This is a genomic window from Streptomyces sp. MMG1533, assembly GCF_001279775.1.
GTDB lineage: Bacteria > Actinomycetota > Actinomycetes > Streptomycetales > Streptomycetaceae > Streptomyces.
Window position 1 is genome coordinate 17,226 of the sequence record NZ_LGDG01000145.1, and the last position, 22,555, is coordinate 39,780.

General features: G+C 70.0%; 20 protein-coding genes. 9 read left to right on the forward strand and 11 right to left on the reverse strand.

Annotated elements, in window-relative coordinates; genetic code table 11:
• Positions 1 to 36 precede the first annotated feature (36 nt).
• The 3 genes from ADK57_RS16155 to ADK57_RS16165 form a co-directional block, all read right to left on the reverse strand.
• On the reverse strand, positions 37 to 642 hold the full coding sequence (locus tag ADK57_RS16155) for a GNAT family N-acetyltransferase (protein WP_053750161.1): 606 nt from the start codon (positions 640 to 642) through the stop codon (positions 37 to 39).
• Between the two features lie 295 nt (positions 643 to 937).
• On the reverse strand, positions 938 to 2,014 hold the full coding sequence (locus ADK57_RS16160) for a family 2 encapsulin nanocompartment cargo protein polyprenyl transferase (RefSeq protein WP_420711863.1): 1,077 nt from the start codon (positions 2,012 to 2,014) through the stop codon (positions 938 to 940).
• A 125-nt stretch (positions 2,015 to 2,139) separates the two neighbouring features.
• Positions 2,140 to 3,546: a family 2B encapsulin nanocompartment shell protein gene (locus ADK57_RS16165; protein WP_053750163.1), complete on the reverse strand. Its 1,407-nt coding sequence runs from the start codon at positions 3,544 to 3,546 to the stop codon at positions 2,140 to 2,142.
• 312 nt (positions 3,547 to 3,858) lie between these two features.
• Between ADK57_RS16165 and ADK57_RS16170 the strand changes: the two genes are divergently transcribed.
• Both ADK57_RS16170 and ADK57_RS16175 read left to right on the forward strand, forming a co-directional pair.
• Positions 3,859 to 4,449 carry an N-acetylmuramoyl-L-alanine amidase gene (locus ADK57_RS16170; protein WP_053750164.1) on the forward strand — a complete coding sequence of 197 codons (591 nt, stop codon included), beginning with the start codon at positions 3,859 to 3,861 and terminating at the stop codon, positions 4,447 to 4,449.
• Between the two features lie 49 nt (positions 4,450 to 4,498).
• On the forward strand, positions 4,499 to 5,410 hold the full coding sequence (locus ADK57_RS16175; protein WP_053750165.1) for a 1-aminocyclopropane-1-carboxylate deaminase/D-cysteine desulfhydrase: 912 nt from the start codon (positions 4,499 to 4,501) through the stop codon (positions 5,408 to 5,410).
• Here ADK57_RS16175 and fxsT read toward each other — a convergent pair whose 3' ends face one another.
• Both fxsT and ADK57_RS16185 read right to left on the reverse strand, forming a co-directional pair.
• On the reverse strand, positions 5,411 to 8,320 hold the full coding sequence (gene fxsT / locus ADK57_RS16180) for an FxSxx-COOH system tetratricopeptide repeat protein (RefSeq protein WP_053750166.1): 2,910 nt from the start codon (positions 8,318 to 8,320) through the stop codon (positions 5,411 to 5,413). It lies immediately after the preceding gene.
• Positions 8,321 to 8,428: 108 nt separating this feature from the next.
• Positions 8,429 to 10,024 (reverse strand): Na+/H+ antiporter, encoded by a 1,596-nt coding sequence (locus ADK57_RS16185; RefSeq protein ID WP_053750167.1) that lies wholly within the window; start codon positions 10,022 to 10,024, stop codon positions 8,429 to 8,431.
• An 87-nt stretch (positions 10,025 to 10,111) separates the two neighbouring features.
• Here ADK57_RS16185 and ADK57_RS16190 point away from each other — a divergent pair, with 87 nt between their 5' ends.
• The 3 genes from ADK57_RS16190 to ADK57_RS16200 all read left to right on the forward strand — a co-directional run bounded on the left by ADK57_RS16190 (position 10,112) and on the right by ADK57_RS16200 (position 12,142).
• Positions 10,112 to 10,372 carry a UBP-type zinc finger domain-containing protein gene (locus tag ADK57_RS16190; protein ID WP_053750168.1) on the forward strand — a complete coding sequence of 87 codons (261 nt, stop codon included), beginning with the start codon at positions 10,112 to 10,114 and terminating at the stop codon, positions 10,370 to 10,372.
• Between the two features lie 250 nt (positions 10,373 to 10,622).
• On the forward strand, positions 10,623 to 11,036 hold the full coding sequence (locus ADK57_RS16195; protein ID WP_004925829.1) for an anti-sigma regulatory factor: 414 nt from the start codon (positions 10,623 to 10,625) through the stop codon (positions 11,034 to 11,036).
• The gene (locus ADK57_RS16200) at positions 11,033 to 12,142 is read left to right on the forward strand and encodes an RNA polymerase sigma factor SigF (protein WP_107091563.1); all 1,110 of its coding nucleotides are present in this window, start codon (positions 11,033 to 11,035) and stop codon (positions 12,140 to 12,142) included. The genes ADK57_RS16195 and ADK57_RS16200 overlap by 4 nt, the downstream gene beginning before the upstream one ends.
• Before the next feature lie 67 nt (positions 12,143 to 12,209).
• Here ADK57_RS16200 and ADK57_RS16205 read toward each other — a convergent pair whose 3' ends face one another.
• The gene (locus ADK57_RS16205; RefSeq protein WP_053750169.1) at positions 12,210 to 12,665 is read right to left on the reverse strand and encodes a hypothetical protein; all 456 of its coding nucleotides are present in this window, start codon (positions 12,663 to 12,665) and stop codon (positions 12,210 to 12,212) included.
• Positions 12,666 to 12,781: 116 nt separating this feature from the next.
• Between ADK57_RS16205 and ADK57_RS16210 the strand changes: the two genes are divergently transcribed.
• Together ADK57_RS16210 and ADK57_RS16215 are read left to right on the forward strand one after the other, a co-directional pair.
• Positions 12,782 to 13,750 carry a diacylglycerol/lipid kinase family protein gene (locus tag ADK57_RS16210; RefSeq protein ID WP_053750170.1) on the forward strand — a complete coding sequence of 323 codons (969 nt, stop codon included), beginning with the start codon at positions 12,782 to 12,784 and terminating at the stop codon, positions 13,748 to 13,750.
• A gap of 319 nt (positions 13,751 to 14,069) precedes the next feature.
• Positions 14,070 to 14,327 (forward strand): WhiB family transcriptional regulator, encoded by a 258-nt coding sequence (locus ADK57_RS16215; RefSeq protein WP_006142322.1) that lies wholly within the window; start codon positions 14,070 to 14,072, stop codon positions 14,325 to 14,327.
• Between the two features lie 193 nt (positions 14,328 to 14,520).
• Here the strand turns inward: ADK57_RS16215 and ADK57_RS16220 are convergent, their stop codons facing one another.
• Positions 14,521 to 15,996, reverse strand: coding sequence for a sensor histidine kinase (locus ADK57_RS16220; protein WP_199830596.1), 1,476 nt, complete (start codon positions 15,994 to 15,996; stop codon positions 14,521 to 14,523).
• A 375-nt stretch (positions 15,997 to 16,371) separates the two neighbouring features.
• Positions 16,372 to 17,004, reverse strand: coding sequence for a TetR/AcrR family transcriptional regulator (locus ADK57_RS16225; protein ID WP_053750172.1), 633 nt, complete (start codon positions 17,002 to 17,004; stop codon positions 16,372 to 16,374).
• Positions 17,005 to 17,099: 95 nt separating this feature from the next.
• Between ADK57_RS16225 and ADK57_RS16230 the strand changes: the two genes are divergently transcribed.
• Together ADK57_RS16230 and nagB are read left to right on the forward strand one after the other, a co-directional pair.
• The gene (locus tag ADK57_RS16230) at positions 17,100 to 17,852 is read left to right on the forward strand and encodes an SDR family oxidoreductase (protein WP_053750173.1); all 753 of its coding nucleotides are present in this window, start codon (positions 17,100 to 17,102) and stop codon (positions 17,850 to 17,852) included.
• A gap of 264 nt (positions 17,853 to 18,116) precedes the next feature.
• Complete coding sequence (gene nagB / locus ADK57_RS16235) at positions 18,117 to 18,902, forward strand: glucosamine-6-phosphate deaminase (protein WP_053750174.1); 786 nt, start codon at positions 18,117 to 18,119, stop codon at positions 18,900 to 18,902.
• Positions 18,903 to 19,068: 166 nt separating this feature from the next.
• On the opposite strand, the gene ADK57_RS16240 is transcribed toward nagB, so the two are convergent.
• The 3 genes from ADK57_RS16240 to ADK57_RS16250 are packed head-to-tail and all read right to left on the reverse strand — an operon-like array spanning position 19,069 to position 22,424.
• Positions 19,069 to 20,565: a glycoside hydrolase family 3 protein gene (locus ADK57_RS16240; RefSeq protein ID WP_053750175.1), complete on the reverse strand. Its 1,497-nt coding sequence runs from the start codon at positions 20,563 to 20,565 to the stop codon at positions 19,069 to 19,071.
• A 9-nt stretch (positions 20,566 to 20,574) separates the two neighbouring features.
• A complete protein-coding gene (locus ADK57_RS16245; protein WP_053750176.1) occupies positions 20,575 to 21,441 on the reverse strand; it encodes a carbohydrate ABC transporter permease in 867 nt (288 codons plus the stop codon).
• Positions 21,438 to 22,424 (reverse strand): carbohydrate ABC transporter permease, encoded by a 987-nt coding sequence (locus tag ADK57_RS16250; protein ID WP_053750177.1) that lies wholly within the window; start codon positions 22,422 to 22,424, stop codon positions 21,438 to 21,440. The genes ADK57_RS16245 and ADK57_RS16250 overlap by 4 nt, the downstream gene beginning before the upstream one ends.
• Positions 22,425 to 22,555 lie beyond the last annotated feature (131 nt).

Genomic DNA, 22,555 nt, shown 5'->3' on the forward strand with positions numbered 1-22,555 from the left:
ACCACGCCGGCAGGACGGATGTACCTCAGGCGTGGCTCAGCTGCGGGGCTCGCGCCACATCGGCCACATCCGCGGGCCTTCCGGCAGGTCGAGGGGGCGGCCGGTGAGCTCGAAGCCGAGGCGCTCGTAGAGCTTGCGGCTGCGGGAGTTGCTGGCCTCCAGGTAGGCGGGCAGGCCCTCACGGTCGCAGCGGTTGAGGACCGGGGCGATGAGCGCGGTGCCGAGGCCCGCGCCCTGGTGCTCGGGGGCCACGCCGATCATCCACAGGTAGGCGTGGGCGCGGCCCGAGGGGTGGATCTCCCCGGTGAGACGGCCGACGAGTTCGACGCGCTCGTTCTCCGGGTCGACGGCGGCGCGTACCCGGGCGAGGCCGTCGTCCTCGCCGGTGTCCTGGCCGTGGTCGTCCGCCTCCGGTACGGACAGCCACAGCGCGCAGGCCGTGCCGTCCTCGGTGACGTCGACGCGGCCCTCGGCGAGCACGATGTCGGTGAACGCGGCCATCAGCCTGTGGTGCGTCGCACGGCGGTACTCGTCACCAGGGAACACCCAGCGGCTGACCGGATCGTCCTGGAAGGCCGCGTCCAGCAGTCGGACGACCAGCTCACGGTCGCCCGCACTCGCCGTCCGGATCGCCACGCCCATGTTCCGTCCCTTCGCGTCAACGGACCTTGATCGTACGGGCGTTGAGCCTATCGGCAGGGGTGAACGGGGCGTCGGCAGGGGCGAACCGGCGAGGCCCGCACACCGTGGGGATGTGCGGGACCCGCCCGACCGGAGCCGCCGACAGCCGCGCGGGGTCAGGACCGCACGGCCCCGGCGGCTCCGGGGTCTTGATGACGGTGTCTCTACGACGGCGTCTCGGTGACCAGGTGTCTACGACGGCGTCTCGATGACCAGGTCTCGACGACGGCGTCTCGATGACCGGGCGTCGATGGCTTCAGCTGCTGCGCCGCGTCACGAACTCCGCCAGTGCCAGCAGCCCGCCCGCCGCCACCGGGTCGGACACCGCGCGGGCCAACTCCTGCATGGCGCGGGCCATACGGTCGGCGGCCTGGACCTGCGCCCAGTCACGACCGCCCGCCCGCTCCACGGCGAGGACCGTCCGCTCCAGGTCCCCTTCCTCGTACGGAACGCCGTACAGCTCGGCCAGTTCGCCGGCCGCCGGCGTGCCGGAGGTGAGCGCGGCGACCACCGGCAGCGACTTCTTGCGGGCGACGAGGTCCGCGCCGGCCGGCTTGCCGGTGCTGCCGGGGTCGCCCCATATGCCGATCACGTCGTCGATGAGCTGGAAGGCGAGCCCGGCCTCACGGCCGAACGCGTCCAGCGCCTCGACATCCTCCTCGGGTGCCCCCGCGTACAACGCGCCCAGCGCACAGGCACATCCGAGCAGCGCGCCCGTCTTGGCCTCGGCCATGGCGAGCGTCTCGTCGAGGGTGACCTCGCCCGGGCGGCGCAGCTCCAGGGCCGTGTCCGCGTGCTGGCCGGCACACAGCTCGACGACACAGTCCGCGAGCCGGGCGGCGGCCCGCGCGGACGCCGGATGCGGATCCTCGGCGAGCAGCCGCAGGGCGAGCGCCTGAAGGGCGTCCCCGGCGAGGATCGCGTCGGCGTCGCCGAACACGGTCCATGCGGTGGGTCGGTGGCGCCGGGTGGTGTCCCGGTCCATCACGTCGTCGTGCAGCAGCGTGAAGTTGTGGACCAGTTCCACCGCCGCGGCCGCCCGTACGGCCGCTGTGCGCGCTCCCGGTCCGCCGAGTGCGGCGGCCGCGGTGAGGACGAGCGCGGGGCGTATCGCCTTGCCCGCGTTGCCCGCCGCCGGGGTACCGTCCGCGTGCTGCCAGCCGAAGTGGTAGAGCGCGATGCGGCGCATGGAGTCGGGCAGCGACTCGAGGGCGGAGCGCAGCTCGGGGTGGACCGAGGTCCGGGCCCGCTCCAGGATCACCCCCGCCTCGTGCCCGTCGAGCGGATGCGTCCCGGTGGGGTGCGGGCCGGCGCTCTGCTTCGTCTCCGTCATGAACTCGGCCATGGGGTCTCCCTCGGAGAGTCCGCGGACGGTTGCGCTTCCGCTGTGGCTGGGCGCATACGACCGGGGTGTACCCGCCCCGAAGGGCGGGGACACGGCTTCCGGGTGCGGGGACGTCACCTCCAGCGACCGATCTCGACGTTCTCCAGGACGCCGAGCGCGTCCGGCACGAGGACGGCGGCCGAGTAGTAGGCCGTCACCAGGTACTTGATGATCGCCTGCTCATTGATGCCCATGAAGCGCACGGACAGGCTCGGCTCGATCTCGTCCGGGATGCCGGCCTGCTGAAGTCCGATGACACCCTGTTCGGCCTCGCCGGTACGCATGGCGATGATCGAGGTCGTACGGGCCTCGGTGACCGGGATCTTGTTGCATGGGTAGATCGGCACCCCGCGCCAGGTGGGGATCCGGTTGCCGGCCACCTCGATGGTCTCCGGGACCAGCCCGCGCTTGTTGAGCTCACGCCCGATCGCGGAGATCGCGCGCGGGTGGGCGAGCAGCAGCTTGGTGCCGCGCCGCCTGCTGAGCAGCTCGTCCAGGTCGTCGGGGCTGGGCGCGCCGTCGTGCGGCTGGATCCGCTGGTCGTACTCGCAGTTGTGCAGCAGTCCGAACTCGCGGTTGTTGACGAGCTCGTGCTCCTGGCGTTCCTTCAACGCCTCCACCGTCAGCCGGATCTGCTGCTCGGTCTGGTTCATCGGCTGGTTGTAGAGGTCCGCCACCCGGGAGTGGATGCGCAGCACGGTCTGGGCGATGCTCAGTTCGTACTCGCGGGGCCTGGCCTCGTAGTCGACGAAGGTGTGCGGGATGTCCGGCTCGCCGTCATGGCCGGCCGCGAGGTCGATCTCCTTCTCGCCGAACTTGTTGGTGCGCTGGGAGGGGATCGCGCGCAGTTCCTGGAGATGCCCGCCCAGGGAGTCGGAGCGCTCCGCGACCTGCTCGACGTCCTGGCGGGGCAGCACGAGCACCGTGCAGGCGGTGACCGCGCGGGCCGTGTACTCCCAGATGGCGTCCGGGTCGAGGAGCGCCTGGTCGCCGAAGTAGGCGCCGTCGGCGAGGACTCCGAGGACCGCGTCGTCACCGTACGGACCGGTGCCGACCTTCTCCGCCCTGCCGTGTGCCAGCAGGAAGACCTCGTCGGTCGGGCTGCCGAACTCCGCGATCACGTCCCCCGGGTTGAACTCGCGTTGCTCGCAGCGCCGGGCGAGCTCGGTGAGCACGTCCTCGTCCTCGTAGGACCGCAGCGCGGGGAGTTCACGCAACTCGTCGGGGATCACCTCGACGCGGTCGCCGGTCTTCACGAAGGTGACCCGGCCGTCACCCACGGCGTACGTGAGCCGTCGGTTCACCCGGTACGTGCCGCCCTGCACATTCACCCAGGGCAGCGTGCGCAGCAGCCAGCGGGAGCTGATCTCCTGCATCTGGGGTGCGGACTTGGTGGTGGTGGCCAGGTTCCGCGCGGCCGCCGTGCCGAGGCTCTGCTGCGGCCTGTCCTGCTCGGTGCGGATCTCTTCGCCTACCGACATAAGGAATTGCCCTCCCGGTTTGCACGGTGCTCATCTGCGCCGCGCATCGATCTGCATGCAGAAGCCTTCCATCACGGACCGTGCCGGTGCTATTACACGAAAGAGCGGGAATGGATCACCATCCGCCTGGGCACACAGGGGAATCCTGTCCAGCCCGGCCTCCGCTTCGACTGTTCCGGGAGCGGAAGGAGGCTGTCCGGATCGGCTCGCACGCCGTGCGAACGAGTAGTCCGGATCCTCCGCTTCCGGTACAAGCAAACGGTACGAGACGGCCGCGCACGGCGGTCGGCGCGCAGCGCGAAGGAGGCGGCCATGGCCTCACCCATGTCCGCGGGCGGTTTCCTGGCCGGACTGAGGGCGGAGGGGCTCACCGTCGTCGAGGTCGGCGACTGGGAGCACCACAACCGCAACCACAAGGGCCCGTGGGGCCCCGTCCACGGCGTCATGATCCACCACACCGTGACCAAGGGCAGTGCGCGGACGGTGCAGCTCTGCCGGGACGGCTACGAGGACCTCCCGGGCCCGCTGTGCCACGGCGTGATCACCAAGAACGGCACCGTCCACCTCGTCGGCTACGGCCGCGCCAACCACGCCGGGCTCGGCGACGACGACGTCCTGCGCGCGGTGATCGCCGAGAAGGCACTCCCCCACGACAACGAGGCCAACACCGACGGCAACCGCCACTTCTACGGCTTCGAGTGCGAGAACCTCGGCGACGGCCAGGACCCCTGGCCCGAGGTCCAGCTGGACGCGATCGAAAGAGCGGCCGCCGCGATCTGCCGCCACCACGGCTGGACGGAGCGATCGGTCATCGGCCACCTGGAGTGGCAGCCGGGGAAGGTGGATCCGCGGGGCTTCACGATGGCGTCGATGCGGCAGCGGATCCGGGACCGCCTGAAGTGACCGTGCCCTGACGTGACGGCCGGCGTCGACGGGTGGTGACAATGGTGCCGTGACCAGCCCCGACGCCTCCGACCTCGCCGCTCTCCGCCCCCGGCTTCCGTCGCCGTTGCAGGAGGTCACCGACGACCGCTTCGCCCGCCGGGGCGTCCGTCTGCTCCTCAAGCGCGACGACCTGATCCACCCGGAACTCATCGGCAACAAGTGGCGCAAACTCGCCCCCAACCTCACCGCCGCGGCCGGCCGCACGGTCGTCACCTTCGGCGGCGCGTACTCCAACCACCTACGCGCCACGGCTGCGGCGGGCCACCTCCTCGGCCTGCCCACGATCGGCATCGTCCGGGGCCAGGAACTCGCCGACCGACCGCTCAATCCGTCACTGGCGCGATGCGTCACCGACGGCATGCGCCTGCATTTCGTCGACAGGGCGACATATCGGCGTAAGGGCGAGGCGGAGATCCTGACGGGGCTGCTGCGGCGGGCCGACGCCGAGGAGGCGTACGTCGTCCCGGAAGGTGGCAGCAATGTCCCTGCCGTACGAGGGTGTCGGGCGCTCGGCGAGGAGTTGCGCGGGCAGGCCGACATCGTGGCGATCGCCTGCGGTACGGGAGGGACGCTGGCCGGACTGGCCGCGGGGCTGGGGCCCGGGCAGCGGGCGTCGGGGGTCCCTGTACTGAAAGGCGGCTTCCTGACGGCCGACATAGAGGGGCTGCAGGAGCGGGCCTTCGGTGGGCGGCGCGGCGACTGGGCCCTCGACGAGCGTTTCCATTTCGGGGGTTACGGCCGTACGACCTCTGACCTCGATGCCTTCGCCGATGAGTTCGAGGAGCGGCACGGGGTGGCGGTCGAGCGTCTCTATGTCGCCAAGTTGCTGTATGGCCTTGTCGTGATGGTGGAGGAAGGGACGTTCGAGAAGGGGGCCACGGTGGTCGCGGTGGTGACCGGGGCCCCTTTTGCCCAGTGACTAACGGGACTTGCGGTTGAAACGGCGCTTGGGCGGCTTCTTGGCCAGCAGTTGCTGCGCTTTGAACTTCTTTCCCATCGCCGTGTACACCTCGGCGAGGCTCTGCGTGGTGGACCGGGTGTCGGGGTGGTCGACCCCGAAGATACGAAGCTGACGTGCCCGGGTGTCCTCGAGCAGTCGTGCCGCCTCCCTGTGGTTGCGCAGGCCGAGCAGCGTGATGGCGAGGTTCCTGGTGGACCTGAGCGTGGCGGGGTGATCATCACCGAGAAGGCGGCGACAACGAGCCAGCCCGTCCTCCTCCATGACATGGGCTTGCGCGTACTGGCCCTCCTCCCGCAGGGCAGCGGCCAGGTGGGACACGGAACCGATGGTGCCGGGGTGATCGTCGCCGAGGAGACGGCGACGACGGGCCAGGGTGTCCTCGTGGAGGCGACGAGCCTCGTCCCCCTCACCCAGCGCGTACAGGGTGCTGGCAAGGTTGTGAGCAGACGTGAGGGTGTCAGGGTGATCGTCGCCGAGAAGACGGCGACGACGGGCCAGGGTGTCCTCGTGAAGGCGACGGGCCTCTTCGAACTCATTCAGCGCGTACAGAGTACTGGCGAGTCTGTTGGCAGCCGTCAGAGTGGTGAAGTCGTCGTCACCGAGCGCGGTCCGGCAACGGGTCACGACGTCACGGAGCCTGTGCCGAGCTTCCGACAGACGGCCGAGTTCGGCCAGGGAGCCGGCGAGATTGCCTGCGGAATGGAGGGTGTCGGGGTGATCCTCCCCGAGGACACGACGACGACGATCGAGCGTGTCCTCGGCCATCCGGAGAGCCTCCGCAAATCTGCCCATCGCGTGGAGGGAGGCCGCCAGATTGCTGGCGGACTGCAGGGTGTCGGGATGATCCTCGCCGAGGAGACGGCGACGACGGCCGAACGTGTCCTCGTCCATCCGGTGGGACTCCGCGTACTCGCCGAGCCCGCCGAGAATCGCCCCGAGGTCGTTGGCGGACTTCAGGGTGTCGGGGTGATCGTCGCCGAGAGTGCGCCGACGACGGGAGAACGCATCCTCGATGATGGGCCGGGCCCCCCGGAGGTCCCCGATGTCCGTCGTCGCATGGCCGAGGTACTGCGTGCACGTGAGGACGTCCGGATCGTCGGGCCCCGTCTGAGAGGTCCACGCCGTCCGTAGATCGGCGGCAAGCTCGGCACTGGACCGCGGCTGACCGCTGCGGATCAGGAAGTGGACCGCGTCAAGGAGCGTCGCCCGCAGCTCGGTGCGCTTCCTGACATCGATGTGCTGTGCCGTGAGATGGGAGGTCAGCGTTGCCCAGACGGGCCAGCTGACCGGCGACTGCGGGTCGCCGGGCGTGACGGCGGCCAGGACGGCCGCGGCGTCGTCGTGGATCGCCTGCCTCTGCGCGGGGTCGACGTGATCGCGGAGCACTGCCTGGGTCAGCCGGTGGATCTGCAGCGACTCGCCGTCGATGCGGGCGAGCCCGTAGCGGCGCAGGGGCTCGAGTGCGGCCTGCGACCACATCAGGTCGTGGGGGTCACCCGGAATCGTGGACAGGCGAGGGCGCGCCTTCTCCAGCCATTCGGTGGGGATCGGTTCGGGGCCCAGGAACGCGGCCAGCCGGAGCAGCGCCGCCGAGTCGGGGTGCTCGTCGTCCAGACGCGCCGCGGCGATGCTGACCGCGGCTTCCAGCGACGCCGTGTACCCGGGCGCCTCCCCCTCCCGCAGAATCCGTCCCGTGCTCTCGGTCAGCAGCCGCCGGTACCGGTCGACGGTCATGCCGTTCTCGATCACGCCCGCGGCCTGGGCGAGGGCCAGCGGAAGGTCCCCGAGGTCCTTGGCCAGGAGCTCCGTCTGCTCCTCGGCGATGCCCTGGATACGACTCCGGAGGTACGCCAGCGAGTCCGCGCGCGTGAACACGTCCAGGGCGGTCGGCTGGGCGAGCCTGCGCCAGTTGGGGTTGCGCGAGGTGATGAGGACATGCCCCGGGCCCTCCGGCAGCCACGGCTCGATCTGGTCCGGGTCCTCCGCGTTGTCGAAGATGATCAGCCACCGGGACCGCTTGCGCAGATGCTGCAACAGCGTACGGGCGTTGTGCTCGGCACCTGCCTCCGCGACCGCGATGCCGGCCCGGTCGGCCAACTCCGTGTAGTGAACCGGAATCTGGTCGCTCTGTTCCGCGTCGATCCACCACACCAGGTCGTACTGGTCGGCGAACCGGTGCGCGTACTCCAGAGCGATCTGGGTCTTGCCGCAGCCGCCCATCCCGTGCAGCGCGTACACGGCGGAGTGCCGCCCTCTGAGCAGCCCCTCCCGGAGTTGCACGATCTCGGCCTCCCGGCCGGAGAAATCACGGTTCGCGGGGCCCACGTGCCACACCTCGGGCCGCTCGGTGCTCCCGGGCAGCCGGGGCTTCGGCCCCTCGGGCACCACGGGCTCGTCCGACGCTCCGTGCTCGTCCGGCACCGCGGGGGCGGCCCCCGGGTACGCCGGCGGATCGCTCGGCCTCCTCCCGCCGTTCACCGCCTCCAGCAACGCGGCGACGGCAGCCGTCTCCTCCAGCCCGTGCAGATCCTTGCGGATCCTCGGGGCGAGCAGCGGTGGGATCTCGGCGCCGGTGACGGGTTCGACGGTCAGCGGAATGATCCGGTCCCGTCCGGCGACCGCCGCGGACCACTCCTCCTGCGTCCAACGCCCTTCCTCGAAATACGCCTTGGAGAACAGCGTCACTACGGCGTCGGCCTGTTCCAGCGCCTGGTCCATGCGCTGGACGAAGTCGTCCCCCGTCCGCCAGTCCCACACGTCGAGGGTGACCCGGTGGCCGCTCCGTTCCAGATGCCATCCGACCCATTCCGCCCAGGGGCGGTCCACACCCGCGTAACTGATGAAGAACTGCTGTGTGGTGTCGGTCACCAAGTCCCCCGAGTCACCCCGTCCCGATCCTGTCCCGGCAATGATCCCCCGTCAGGAGCCGGTGGGGACAGGGAAATGCGCACCTGTCTCACGACCGCTCACGACGGCTCACGCCGCCTCCCGGTAGACAGCCGCCTCCTCCAGGTCCAGCCTGCGCAGCAGCGTCCGCAGCATCTCGTCGTCGATGTAGCGGCCGTCGCGCAGTCTGACGAAGATCTCACGCTCGGCGCTGATCATCTCCCGGGACAGGCGGCGGTAGGTGTCGTCGACACTTTCGCCGGTGAGGGGGTTGACCTGGCCGAGGCGTTCCCAGACGGCGTTGCGGCGACGCTCCAGGACCTGACGCAGGCGGTCGGCCAGCGGCGCCGGGAGGGCGTTGCGCTCGTCGGAGAGGAGTTCGTCCAGGCGTCGCTCGGCGGCCCGGGAGGCCTGCGCCTGGGCGTTGGCCTCCGCCAGCGTCTCGGCCTGCGGGTCCCGGCCGGGAAGCTTCAGCACGCGGATCAGCGGAGGCAGGCTCAGGCCCTGCAGGACCAGGGTTCCGATGACCGTGGTGAAGGTCAGGAACAGGATGAGGTTGCGCTCGGGGAACGGCTCACCGCCGTGCATGGTCAGCGGGATCGAGAAGGCGATGGCCAGCGAGACCACGCCCCTCATCCCCGCCCAGGCGATGACGAAGGGCCCCTTCCAGGTGGGATCGTCCTCGCGTTCCCGGATCCGCGCCGACAGCAGGCGCGGCAGGAAGGTGGCCGGGTACACCCACACGAACCGGGACACGACCACGACCAGGAAGACGGCGACCGCGTACAGGGCGGCGCGCCCGCCCTCGTACTCCCCGAGGCCCTTGAGGATCAGAGGCAGCTGCAGTCCGATCAGGGCGAAGACCGCCGACTCCAGGACGAACGCGACCATCTTCCACACCGCCTCCTCCTGGAGGCGGGTCGCGAAGTCGACCTCCCACGCGCGGTGTCCGAGGTAGAGCGCGACGGTGACGACGGCGAGGACACCGGAGGCGTGCACCTGTTCGGCGGTCGCGTAGGCGACGAACGGGATCAGCAGGGAGAGCGTGTTCTGCAGCAGCGCCTCCTTGAGGTGGGTGCGCAGCCAGTGGAGCGGCACCATGAGCACCAGCCCGAAGCCGACGCCGCCGACCGCGGCGAGCAGGAACTCGCCGATCCCGCCGGCCCAGGTGGCACCCTCGCCGACCGCCGCAGCCAGGGCCACCCGGTAGGCGGTGATCGCGGTGGCGTCGTTCACCAGGGACTCGCCCTGGAGGATCGTGGTGACCCGGGAGGGCAGCCCGACCCGGCGCGCGACCGCCGTGGCCGCGACCGCGTCCGGCGGCGCCACCACCGCCCCCAGCACCAGCGCCGCGGTCAGCGGCAGGTCCGGCACGATCAGGTAGGCGGCCCAGCCCACGGCGAAGGTCGCGAAGAGGACGTACCCGACCGACAGCAGAGCCACGGGGCGCAGCTGTGCGCGCAGATCGAGGTACGAGCTGTCGGTGGCCGCCGTGTACAGCAGCGGGGGCAGGACGAGCGGCAGGACGATGTGCGGGTCGAGGGTGTACTCCGGGACTCCCGGGACGTACGAGATCGCGAGCCCTGCGGCGACCAGCAGCAGCGGCGCCGGCACGGGGGTCCGCCGCGCGGCCGCGGCGATCATCGCGCTGCCCGCCACCAGCAACAGCAGGGGCATCACGTCCATGGTCCTCGCCCACCCTCGTTCATCGCCGTTCGCCCGCCCCTCGGTTTTTCGCGCGGTCGTCCGCACACCCGTCGTAACCTGGCAATCATGAAACAGTGCACGCATGCCGACGCGCTGCCGCACCCGGAACCCGGGCCGCTGAGCGACACCTGCCCGGAGTGTCTGGCGACCGGCACGCACCCGGTACAGCTGCGGCTGTGCCTGACCTGCGGCCACGTCGGCTGCTGCGACTCCTCTCCGGGACGGCACGCGACGGAGCACTACAAGGACTCCGGACATCCGATCATGCGGACGTTCGAGCCCGGTGAGGCGTGGCGCTGGTGCTTCGTCGACCACGTCCTCGTATGACCCCCGATCCGGACGGTTCGACCGTCTGACGTCTGGGTACGTCAACCCGGCGCGCGCTCTTCCCAATTGGGTTCGCGAACCCCCTAGCCACGGAGCGTGTTCGCATGTTTACTATGAGTGACAGCAAGGGGTTGGGGTCCCGGGGACAGGAAAGTTGATAGCGCGGTAGCGTCACCGCAGAACCACGTATCGCGTTACCCCGGGGGGCGACCCTCGGCCCCGAAAAGCTTGTACCACCTTGGAGGTGAGGGTGTCCCAGATCGCAGGCGAGCCCGCGACCCAGGACTTCGTGGAAGTCCGGCTGCCGGCTGCGGGTGCCTACCTGTCGGTGCTGCGTACGGCCACGGCCGGCCTCGCGGCCCGTTTGGACTTCACCCTCGACGAGATCGAGGATCTGCGCATCGCGGTGGACGAGGCCTGCGCGATTCTGCTGCAGCAGGCCGTGCCCGGCTCCGTACTCAGTTGCGTCTTCCGGCTCGTCGACGACTCGCTGGAAGTCACCGTCTCGGCGCCGACCACGGACGGTCACGCCCCCTCACGCGACACGTTCGCCTGGACCGTGCTGTCGGCCCTCGCGGGCAAGGTCTCGTCGGCCGTCGACGAGGACAAGACCGTTTCGATCAGCCTCTACAAACAGCGCGGCGCGGGACCCGGGCCGGCGTGAGGGACGGGGACGGGCCGGTGCGGGACGAAGAGCGCGGCACACGGGAGCTGCCGGCCGCCGAAGGCACGGGCGGCCCGAGCACGTCCCGACGCATGACGGACGGCATCGACGGCATCCCCGAGCAGGCCCGGCCGCACCCGGAGGACGACTCCTCGGAGACCGACTTCCGGGGCGACGGGCAGGGTGATCGGGAAGGTGCCGTACAGAGCACGCCTCTGGACGGACGGATCGGGGTGTCCCCTGTCCGAGCGCAGGCGAGGGCTCGGGGAAGGGCTACGGGCGGGACGATGAGCGAGCACGAGCGAGACGACGAGAAGGCCGCGCAGCGCGTGCAGGCCACGCGGCACGACCATCAGGACCGCAGCGGGGCGCGTGCCTTGTTCCTGGAGCTGCGCACCCTGAAGGACGGCAGCCCGGAGTACGCGGAGCTGCGCAACCAGCTGGTCCGTATGCATCTGCCGCTCGTCGAGCACCTCGCGCGCCGCTTCCGCAACCGCGGTGAGCCGCTGGACGACCTCACCCAGGTCGCCACCATCGGCCTGATCAAGTCGGTCGACCGCTTCGACCCGGACCGCGGGGTGGAGTTCTCGACATACGCGACCCCGACGGTCGTCGGCGAGATCAAGCGGCACTTCCGCGACAAGGGCTGGGCGGTGCGCGTGCCGCGCAGGCTCCAGGAGCTGCGGCTGGCGCTGACCACGGCCACGGCCGAGCTGTCCCAGCAGCACGGCCGCTCCCCGACGGTGCACGAGCTGGCCGAGAAGCTGGCCATCTCGGAGGAGGAGGTCCTGGAGGGCCTGGAGTCCGCCAACGCGTACTCCACGCTGTCCCTGGACGTCCCCGACACCGACGACGAGTCCCCGGCGGTCGCGGACACCCTGGGCGCGGAGGACGAGGCGCTGGAGGGCGTCGAGTACCGGGAGTCGCTCAAGCCGTTGCTGGAGGACCTGCCCCCGCGCGAGAAGCGGATCCTGTTGCTGCGTTTCTTCGGCAACATGACCCAGTCGCAGATCGCGCAGGAGGTCGGCATCTCCCAGATGCACGTGTCCCGGCTGCTGGCCCGGACCCTGGCACAGCTGCGCGAGAAGCTGCTGGTGGAGGAGTAACACCTCAGGAGTAACACCTCAGGAGCAACGCCTCAGGAGTAACGCCTGCGGCAGTTGCTCGCGGCAGTTACTTCTGTACGTTGCCGGGCCCCCGGATCCCGAGGGCCCGGGTCGTCTCCGCATTGACGAGCAGGACCAGCGCGGTCAGGGCCACGACCGCCAGCGCAATCCCCGCCGGAATCGCCACGCTGTCGGCCTGGAGCAGGTTGTAGGCCACCGGCAGCGCCATGATCTGCGTGATGACGGCCGGCCCCCGGCTCCAGCTGCGCCGGGCGAGCAGCCCGCGCGCGGCGAGCAGCGGCAACAGCGCGAGCACCATCAGGGTGATGCCCCCGGTGACGGCCGACCGACGGTCGTCCGGGTCGCCCGCGAGGCCCTCGACCAGCATCCAGACGCCGCCGGCCACCAGGGCGAGCCCCTCCAGTGCGGCCAGCGCAGCCGCGGCGGTCAGCCGGCCGGGACGGGGCTCCGCCTCTCGGGCGGCTTCCGAGGCTTCGGGGGTGGGGGTCTGCTCAGCGCTCACCCCTGAAGGTTAGCCCTCGGCCGATACGCCCCCGTGGCGAGGTTCACGCCCGGAAGTCTTACTTGATCCCTACCTCGCCCTGTGCCCGGTACCACCCAGTAGGTACGCTGCAACTCATGCGTGCACTTCTCGTGGTCAATCCGGCGGCAACCACCACAAGCGCACGTACGCGCGATGTCCTGATCCACGCGCTCGCGAGCGAGATGAAGCTGGAAGCGGTCACCACCGAGTACCGCGGCCACGCGCGCGACCTGGGCCGGCAGGCGGCGGAGAGCGCGGACGTCGACCTCGTCGTGGCCCTCGGCGGCGACGGCACGGTCAACGAGGTGGTCAACGGCCTCCTGCACGCCGGCCCCGACCCGGAGCGCCTGCCCGGCCTCGCGGTGGTCCCCGGCGGCTCGACGAACGTCTTCGCCCGCGCCCTGGGGCTGCCCAATGACGCCGTGGAGGCCACCGGCGCCCTCCTCGACGCCCTGCGCGAGGGCAGCGAACGCAAGGTGGGCCTGGGCCTGACCTCGGGCACCCCCGGTTCGGACGACGAGGCCGTGCCGTCCCGCTGGTTCACCTTCAACGCGGGCCTCGGCTTCGACGCCGGCGTGGTCGGGCGAGTCGAACAGCAGCGCGAGCGGGGCAGAAAATCCACCCACGCGCTCTACGTACGCCAGGCAATGCGCCAGTTCTTCGGCGAGGCACACCGCCGGCACGGGACGATCACGCTGGAGCGGCCGGACGCGGAGCCGGTGACCGATCTGGTGCTGTCCATAGTCTCGAACACCTCTCCGTGGACCTTCCTGGGCAATCACCCGATGTACGCATCACCTAAGGCCTCGTTCGATAAAGGCCTCGACGTACTCGGTCTCAGCCGCATGACGACGACCGCGGTTGCCCGGTATGGCACCCAGTTGCTCACTTCGTCCCCCGAGCGTGGACCGCATGGCAAGCACGCGGTCTCCTTGCACGACCTGGACCAGTTCACCTTGCATTCGAAGGTGCCACTCCCCCTCCAGATGGACGGCGACCACCTCGGACTGCGTACGAGCGTGACGTTCACAGGCGTTCGCCGTGCACTGCGTGTGATTGTGTGAGCAGAAGGGGCTAAAGTCCTTTCACTCGAACGTTTAGACCAGGGTCCACCCCATGGAAGTACGGCTGTGACCTAGTCGACACCGAGGAATCAAAAAAAACTTTCCAGAAGGGGTTGTATCCGCCGCTGAGGTTTGCGAGTCTCTACGTGGCGATCGAGACGGCCCGCAAGACCGGCCTCAGCAGATCACCGGAACCCCTCTTCAAACCACAGGACCACACCAGGGAACCTGGCAGTCGGCCCTTCACTTGTTGAGGGATTCGTGAAAGCGTTCACATTCACAAGCAACCTGCATGTAATACCAAGGAGAGGTAGCAGCCATGGACTGGCGTCACAACGCCGTTTGCCGCGAGGAAGACCCCGAGCTCTTCTTCCCCATCGGCAACACCGGTCCTGCGCTGCTGCAGATCGAGGAAGCCAAGGCCGTCTGCCGTCGCTGCCCCGTTATGGATCAGTGCCTGCAGTGGGCGCTCGAGTCCGGCCAGGACTCCGGCGTCTGGGGTGGTCTCAGCGAGGACGAGCGCCGCGCCATGAAGCGCCGCGCCGCCCGCAACCGGGCCCGTCAGGCTTCCGCCTGACACACCCGCCCCGCGAACAGCCTGAGCTTGGCGGCGCGTACAGCGAGTACGCATCTCCCGCCCCCGAGCCGCAGCGCGCAGTACCCCCGATGCGCAGCAAATGCTGGCAACGAGCATGTTGAGCCCCGGACCCTGAACGGTCCGGGGCTCTTTGCTGTTCAGGAGACGTGTCCGGCCCGCTCCATGGGGCGCCCTACTTGTGCGCCCGCACCGGAATGTCCAGGATCACCTGGGTTCCCCGCTCCGGTGCCCGGACCATGTCGAACGTGCCGCCCAACTCGCCCTCCACCAGCGTCCGTACGATCTGCAGGCCGAGGTTGCCGGCGGTGTGCGGGTCGAAGCCTTCGGGGAGGCCGACGCCGTCGTCCTGGACGGTGACGAGGAGACGGGACTCCTTGGTGGTGCCGCCGCGGACCGCGGAGACCTCGACGGTGCCGGTGTCGCCTTCGCGGAAGCCGTGTTCCAGGGCGTTCTGGAGGATCTCGGTCAGGACCATCGACAGAGGGGTGGCGACCTCCGCGTCCAGGATGCCGAAGCGGCCGGTGCGCCGACCGGCTACCTTGCCCGGCGAGATCTCGGCGACCATCGCGAGGACGCGGTCGGCGATCTCGTCGAACTCCACCCGCTCGTCCAGGTTCTGGGACAGCGTCTCGTGCACGATCGCGATCGACCCGACCCGCCGTACGGCCTCTTCGAGCGCCTCACGACCTCTTTCGGAGTCGATGCGCCGGGCCTGGAGCCTCAGCAGTGCCGCCACCGTCTGGAGGTTGTTCTTGACGCGGTGGTGGATCTCCCGGATCGTCGCGTCCTTGGTGATCAACTCGCGCTCGCGGCGGCGCAGTTCGGTGACGTCGCGAAGCAGGACCAGCGAACCGATCCGGGTGCCCTTGGGCTTGAGCGGGATCGCCCGGAACTGGATCACACCGTCGCGGGCCTCGATCTCGAACTCGCGCGGCGCCCACCCGCTGGCGACCTTGGCGAGCGCCTCGTCCACCGGCCCGTGGGTCGGAGCGAGTTCGGCGGTGGTCTTGCCGAGGTGGTGGCCGACGAGGTCGGAGGCGAGGCCCATGCGGTGGTAGGCGGACAGCGCGTTCGGCGAGGCGTACTGGACGACGCCGTCCGCGTCGAGGCGGATCAGGCCGTCGCCGACGCGGGGCGAGGCGTCCATGTCGACCTGCTGGTTCGCGAACGGGAAGGCGCCGGCCGCGATCATCTGCGCGAGGTCCGAGGCGCTCTGGAGGTACGTCAGCTCCAGGCGGCTCGGGGTGCGCACGGTGAGGAGGTTGGTGTTGCGCGCGATGATCCCTAGGACGCGTCCCTCCCGTCGCACGGGAATCGACTCGACGCGGACCGGGACCTCCTCGCGCCACTCGGGGTCGCCCTCGCGCACGATCCGTCCCTCGTCGTGGGCGGCGTCCAGCAGGGGGCGGCGGCCGCGGGGGACGAGGTGGCCGACCATGTCGTCCTGGTACGAGGTGGGGCCGGTGTTGGGCCGCATCTGGGCGACGGAGACATAGCGGGTGCCGTCGCGGGTGGGGACCCACAGCACGAGGTCGGCGAAGGAGAGGTCGGAGAGCAGCTGCCACTCCGAGACCAGCAGGTGGAGCCACTCGAGGTCGGAGTCGTCGAGGGCCGTGTGCTGGCGTACGAGTTCGTTCATGGAGGGCACGTGTGCGAGCGTACCCGGGCATTTGGACCGGCCCGAAAAACACCCGCGGGCCGCGGCGCCTGAGAGGGACCCTCAACCCTCCCGGCACCGCAGCCCGGAGCAATATCGACCGTGGGGTGTGCGGTCCCAGTCGGCCGAAGGATGAGGACCCGGGGCAGTCAGGGCAGAGAGCTCCGGTTCCTCGGTCCGCCTTCCTGTGCGGGGAAGACGGAAGCGTGTTCATTTTTACTTGTCTCCACGCATTGTGGACTAGACCACTACGTGTGTCCATGCGTTGAAGCGTGTTTGTTGTTGGGACTTTCCCACCGGAGTCGCTGCGGTGTTCGCGCTAGTAGGACGTCCTGGCAACCATCACGCAGCCTAACCCGTGTGGGTTCATGTGCGGGGCCAGATGGCCATGACAATTCCCGCGAGCGCCTCCAACTCCCCCCGGCTCGCGCCGTCGCGCGCCTGTTGGGACATGCCCTGGAAGACGGCGGCCGCATGACGCGCGAGGGCGGCGGCATCGACCTCCCGGGGCAGCTCGCCGTCCGCGATGTCCGCCCTGATGCGACCCTCCATGGCGGCGATGTTCGCGTTGCGCTGCCGCCGCAGGGCGTCCTCCACCTCGGGCGTCGTGCAGTTGGTGGCCGCATGGATCACCAGGCAGCCGTACGGATGGGCGGGATCGGTGAACTCCGCCGCGGCCTCGCGCAGCATCCGCTCGACCGCGGCGCGCGCGGTCGGCTCCTCCTCCAGGGCGCGTTGCGCGAAGGAGCCGTACTTCCCGCCGTACACGCGGACGACTTCGTCGAACAGTGACCGCTTGTCGCCGAAGGCCGCGTACAGGCTCGGGGCGCCGATGCCCATGGTCCGCGTGAGGTCGGAGACCGAGGTCGCCTCGTAACCGTGCTCCCAGAAGGCCATGACGGCCCTCTCCAAGGCGGTCGCGCGGTCGAAGGAGCGGGGGCGGCCGCGCGGCCTGGACGCCGGCCCGGACTTCGTCTGGGTGTCCTCGGTGCTCACCATGGGGTGCATTCTATAGCGGGTGCTAGAGAAATGTCGGCGGGATGTTGTACGGTTTTTCTGTAGCGACCGCTAGACAAATGCGAGGGGGTTCCGACATGGGCGTGTTCACCGGCAGGACGGCACTCGTCACGGGGGCGAGCAGGGGTATCGGGCGAGGGATCGCCGAGCGGCTGGGGCGCGACGGCGCACGGGTCGCGGTGCACTACGGCAGGAACGAGGCGGCGGCGAAGGAGACGGTCGCGGCGATCGAGGAGGCGGGCGGCTCTGCCTTCACGATCGGTGTCGAGCTGGGGCGGCCAGGGGACGCCGAGGCGCTGTGGGAGGAGTTCGACCGTCACGCGGACGGGCTGGACATCCTGGTGAACAACGCGGGGATCGGGACGTCGGCACCGTTCGGGGAGATCGACGAGGAGGAGTACGACAGGGTCTTCGCGGTGAACGTGAAGGCGCCGCACTTCATCACGCAGCAGGGCGCCTCACGACTGCGCGACGGCGGGCGGGTCGTCAACATCTCCTCGGGCCTCGCGCGCAACGCCGTGATGCCGGAGAAGATGGCGTACGCGATGACGAAGGCGGCCCTGGACGTCTTCACCCGCGACCTGTCCAAGGTGCTGGGCCCTCGGGGCATCACCGTGAACACCGTGGCCCCCGGGATCGTCGACACCGACGTCAACGCCGACTGGCTGCGGGCCGGCGACGAGGCGCGGGCGGGCGCGGCGGCCATATCTGCGCTGGGGCGGGTCGGGACTCCGGGCGACGTCGCCGACGTGGTGGCGTTCCTGGCGTCGGAGGCCGGCCGGTGGGTCACGGGGAGCTGGGTGGACGCGACGGGGGGGTCGCTCAAGTAACCGAGCAGGGGCAGGCAACCGAGCCGGGGCAAGCAGCCGAGCAGAGGGTGTGCGGTCACAGGGTCAGCACGCCTCCGTCACTGGCTGGGGCGTGGCCCCGCGCGCCTCGGTCACCTGCTGGGGCGTCGCCCTGCGCGCCTTCTGCCCCCTGGGCTGGTGGGACCAGCCTCTGTTAGATTGGTCTAAACCACATAGGCCCTATCGGGTCGTAGTCGAGTCCCCTCTTCAGAGTCGAGCTCCCCTCTTCAGATCGGCAGGCCCAGCGTGGAAGTTGTCATCGTTCCGGACGCCAAGTCGGGCGGCGAACTCATCGCCGAGGCCATGGCGCAGCTGCTGCGGCGCAAGCCCGGGGCCCTGCTCGGCGTGGCCACCGGCTCGACGCCGCTGCCCATCTACGAGGCGCTGGCGGCCAAGGTGCAATCCGGTGCCGTGGACGCCTCGCGGGCGCGGATCGCGCAGCTCGACGAATACGTGGGGCTGCCTGCCGAGCACCCGGAGTCCTACCGCTCGGTGCTCAGGCGCGAGGTGCTGGAGCCGCTCGGTATCGGCATGGACGCGTTCATGGGGCCCGACGGCACGGCGGAGGACGTGCAGGGAGCGTGCGAGGTGTACGACCGGGCGCTGGCCGAGGCCGGCGGGGTGGACCTTCAGTTGCTGGGGATCGGGACCGACGGGCACATCGGGTTCAACGAGCCGTGCTCCTCGCTGGCCTCAAGGACACGGATCAAGACGCTGACCGAGCAGACGCGGATCGACAACGCGCGGTTCTTCGACGGCGACATCGAGCAGGTGCCGCACCACGTCATCACTCAGGGCATCGGGACGATCCTGGAGGCGCGGCACCTGGTGCTGCTGGCGACGGGCGAGGGCAAGGCGGACGCGGTCGCCGCGACCGTGGAGGGGCCGGTCGCCGCGGTGTGCCCCGCCTCAGCGCTCCAGCTCCACCCGCACGCGACGGTCGTGGTCGACGACGCGGCCGCGTCCAAGCTGAAGCTGGCGGACTACTTCCGGCACACGTACGCCAACAAGCCGGAGTGGCAGGGGATTTAGCGGAGGTTGCGCAGGGGGACCAGGGGTTCAGCAGCCCCTGGCCGGCGTGGAGAGGCGCCGGGTTCCCTGAGCGGGAGCCCGGCGCCTTCGTCGTTCGAGGGAAGCGTGCGCCTTGCCGTAGGACTACACGCGGAAGGACTACACGCGTAGGACTACACGCGTAGGACTACACCCCCGCGATGACCTCCGCCGCCACCCGGCCGCAGACGCGGGCCGCGCCGTGCGTGGCGATGTGCAGGGCGCCTCGGGGAGTGGCCTGTGGAAGGCCCATTTCGACCACGATCGTGTCGGGGCGGGCCGCCAGCAGGGTGTCGAGGGCCGCGGCCGTCCAGGGGTGGCGGTGTTCGTCGCGCACGACGGCCACGATGCGGCGGCCACCGGCCGCCCGCAGGGCCGTGTGCCCGGCGTCCTCGTCGGTGAAGGTGCCCGTCTCCGTGCCGGGCAGCAGGCGCGACAGCTCCGAGGCCACGCCCCACGGGGTCTCGTCGCCCACGGCGAAGTTCGCCACCGGGGTGAACGCGGCGACGTACGGCGGTTCGGTGAGCGGGGTGAAGGTCTCCCCGCCGGTGAGCCGCAGGGCGCGCCGGGCCGCGCGCAGGCCGACGTCGTTGCCGGCGGAGCCCCGGGAGACGTCCCCTGCCGTGCGGGCCGCCGATGCCGTCCATCGGGCCAGGCCCCGTACCCGTTCCGCCGCGTCCGCCAGGCGTGCTTCGGGAAGTTCACCGGTGCGTACGGCGGTGATCAGGGCGTCGCGCAGGCGGCGCACCGTGGCGTCGTCGGCCAGGCCGCCGCCCACGCAGATCGCGTCTGCGCCGGCGGCGAGGGCGAGGACGCTGCCGCGTTCGATGCCGTACGTGCCGGCGATGGCCTGCATCTCCATGCCGTCGGTGACGATAAGGCCGTCGTAGCCGAGTTCGCGGCGGAGCAGATCGGTCAGGACCCGGCGGGACAGAGTGGCCGGGCGCTCCGGGTCCAGGGCCGGGACCAGGATGTGGGCGGTCATCATCGCCCGGGTGCCGGCGGCGATCGCCGCGCGGAACGGGGACAGTTCGCGTTCGTGCAGTGCCGACGCGTCCACGTCGATGCGGGGCAGCGCGTGGTGGGAGTCGACCGACGTGTCTCCGTGGCCCGGGAAGTGCTTGGTGCAGGCGGCGACTCCGGCCGACTGGAGGCCGGTGACGTAGGCCGCCGTGTGCCGGGCGACCAGGTCGGGGTCGGCGCCGAAGGACCGTACGCCGATCACCGGGTTCGACGGGTTCGAGTTCACGTCGGCCGACGGCGCCCAGTTGAGGTTCACCCCGCAGGCCGCGAGGCGGCGGCCGAGTTCGGCAGCCACCTCCTGCGTGAGCGAGACGTCGTCCACCGCCCCCAGCGCGTTGTTGCCGGGGAAGCTGGAGCCCGTCCGCACCTCCAGGCGCGTCACGTCACCGCCCTCCTCGTCGATCGCGACAAGGACGTCGTCGCGCTCCACGCGCAACTGGGCGGTCAGGGCCGCGAGTTGCTCGGGCGAGGCGATGTTCCGGCCGAACAGGCCGACGGAGGCGAGGCCCTCGCCCAGTCGGCGCAGCAGCCAGTCGGGGGCGGTGGTGCCCGGGAAGCCGGGCTGGAGGACCGTGAGCGCGTCTCGCGTCAGGGTGTCCGTACCACTGGCGAATGTCGTCATCGGGTGGCGTTATCCCTTCACGGCGCCCGCGGTCAGGCCCGCGGCCATCTTGCGCTGGACGAGGAGGAACAGGACGACGATCGGCACGGCCATCATGGTGGATCCGGCCATCATCGGGGCGTATTCGGTGCCGTGCTTGGTGGTGAAGTTGCCGAGCCAGACGGTCGCGGTCTGGTTCTTCTGGCTGAGCAGCATGAGGGCGTACAGGTACTCGTTCCAGGCCTGGATGAAGCCGTAGACCGAGGTGGCGACCATGCCGGGGGCGAGGAGGGGGAAGACCACGCGGATGAAGGCGCCGGTGCGGCTGCAGCCGTCGACCATTGCCGCCTCCTCCAGCTCCTTCGGGATGTTGACGATGAAGCCGCGCAGCGTCCACACCGTGAAGGGGAGGATGAAGGTCAGGTAGGTGATGATCAGGCCCGTCAGCCGGTCGTACTGGCCCAGGTCGTTCAGGAGCAGGAAGACCGGGATGATCATTGCCACCAGCGGAACCATCTGGACCGCGAGGATCCCCACGATCACGATCTTCCGGCCGCGGAAGGCGAAGCGGGAGATGGCGAGCGCGGCCAGCATGCCGACGGCCATGCCGATCAGGACCACCGCGAGGGACACCATCAGGCTGCGGCCCACCGGGCCCCAGAAGTCGGCGATGTCCAGCGCCCGGTTGAAGTTGGACAGGGTGAGGCCCGTGGGCAGCACACTCGGGTCCGGGTCGATGGCGTCCTTGGCCGGTTTGAAGGCCGTGTTGAGCATCCAGTAGACGGGGAAGCCGGCGGTGACGAAGACGAGAAGGCCGAGGAGGTTCCAGCCGAGCTTCGGCTTCCGGCGCCCGCGAGCCGCCCCGGGCGTCCTCACGGGAGTCGTCAGCGTACTCATTCGACCTCTCCGATCTTCAGCATCTGACGCATGTACACGGCGACCACGCCGAGCAGCAACAGCACGGTGAGCAGGGCGATCGCCGAGCCCTGGGCGTAGTCGTTGACCACGAAGGCGCGGTCGTACGAGTACGTGGTGAGGAGCTGGAACTCGGCCTCGGGATGGCCGTTGCGCATCACGAAGACCTGCGGGAAGACGCCCATGTCCCAGATGACCGACAGGGTCGTCAGCATCACGATGATCGGCTTGAGGATGGGGAGCGTGACGTATCGGAAGACGCCCCAGGCGCCCGCGCCGTCGAGCCGGGCCGCCTCCTCCATCTCCTTCGGGACCTGGGTGAGACCGGCACTCAGCGTGATCACCACGAAGGGCACGGCCCCCCAAACCACCAGCAGCATGATCACGGCCAGACCCTGGGGCCCGCTCGCGAACCAGTTGTGGCCGATCATCTCCACACCCGGCAGCTTGCTGAGGAGCGCGTTGAGGATGCCGTAGTCCGCGTCGAACAGCCACTTGAAGACGGTGGTGGCGACGATGATCGGCATGCCCCAGCTGGCCACCAGCGCGATGTTGACCAGTGTCTTCACCCAGCCGGAGACCCGCTGGAGCAGGAGCGCGATCAGCATGCCGGCGACCATCGTGAAGATCACGCAGCCGGCCGCGAAGACGATCGTGCGGACCACGACCGCCCAGAACTCGCCGTCGCCCAGCACGCCCGTGAAGTTGTCGAACCCGACCGACTCGGCCGGCTGGAAGCCCCACAGCTGGGACTGCCCGAACTTCTGGAAGGACAGGACGACCAGGCGGACCAGCGGATAGCCGAGGACGAGCGCCAGGATCAGGAGGCAGGGCGCGAGCAGGAGCCAGGGGGTACCCGCTCCGCCGGAAGTCCGCCCTCTGGGTGGCTTCTTCGCCACGGCCGGCGGTGGCGGTGCCTGCCGCGGCGGCGGCACCTTGGCAGGGGTGGTCGTGTCGGCACTCATCCGTGTGCTCCTCAGCGGTCCCTCAGGTCGTCCGAAGCCCTCGTACGCCCCACCGGGGCAGGTCGTTCGCTGGCAACGCCCCGCACAGGCAGGGGTAGTACGAGAAGCGGGGCCCCGCCGCTTTCAGCGGG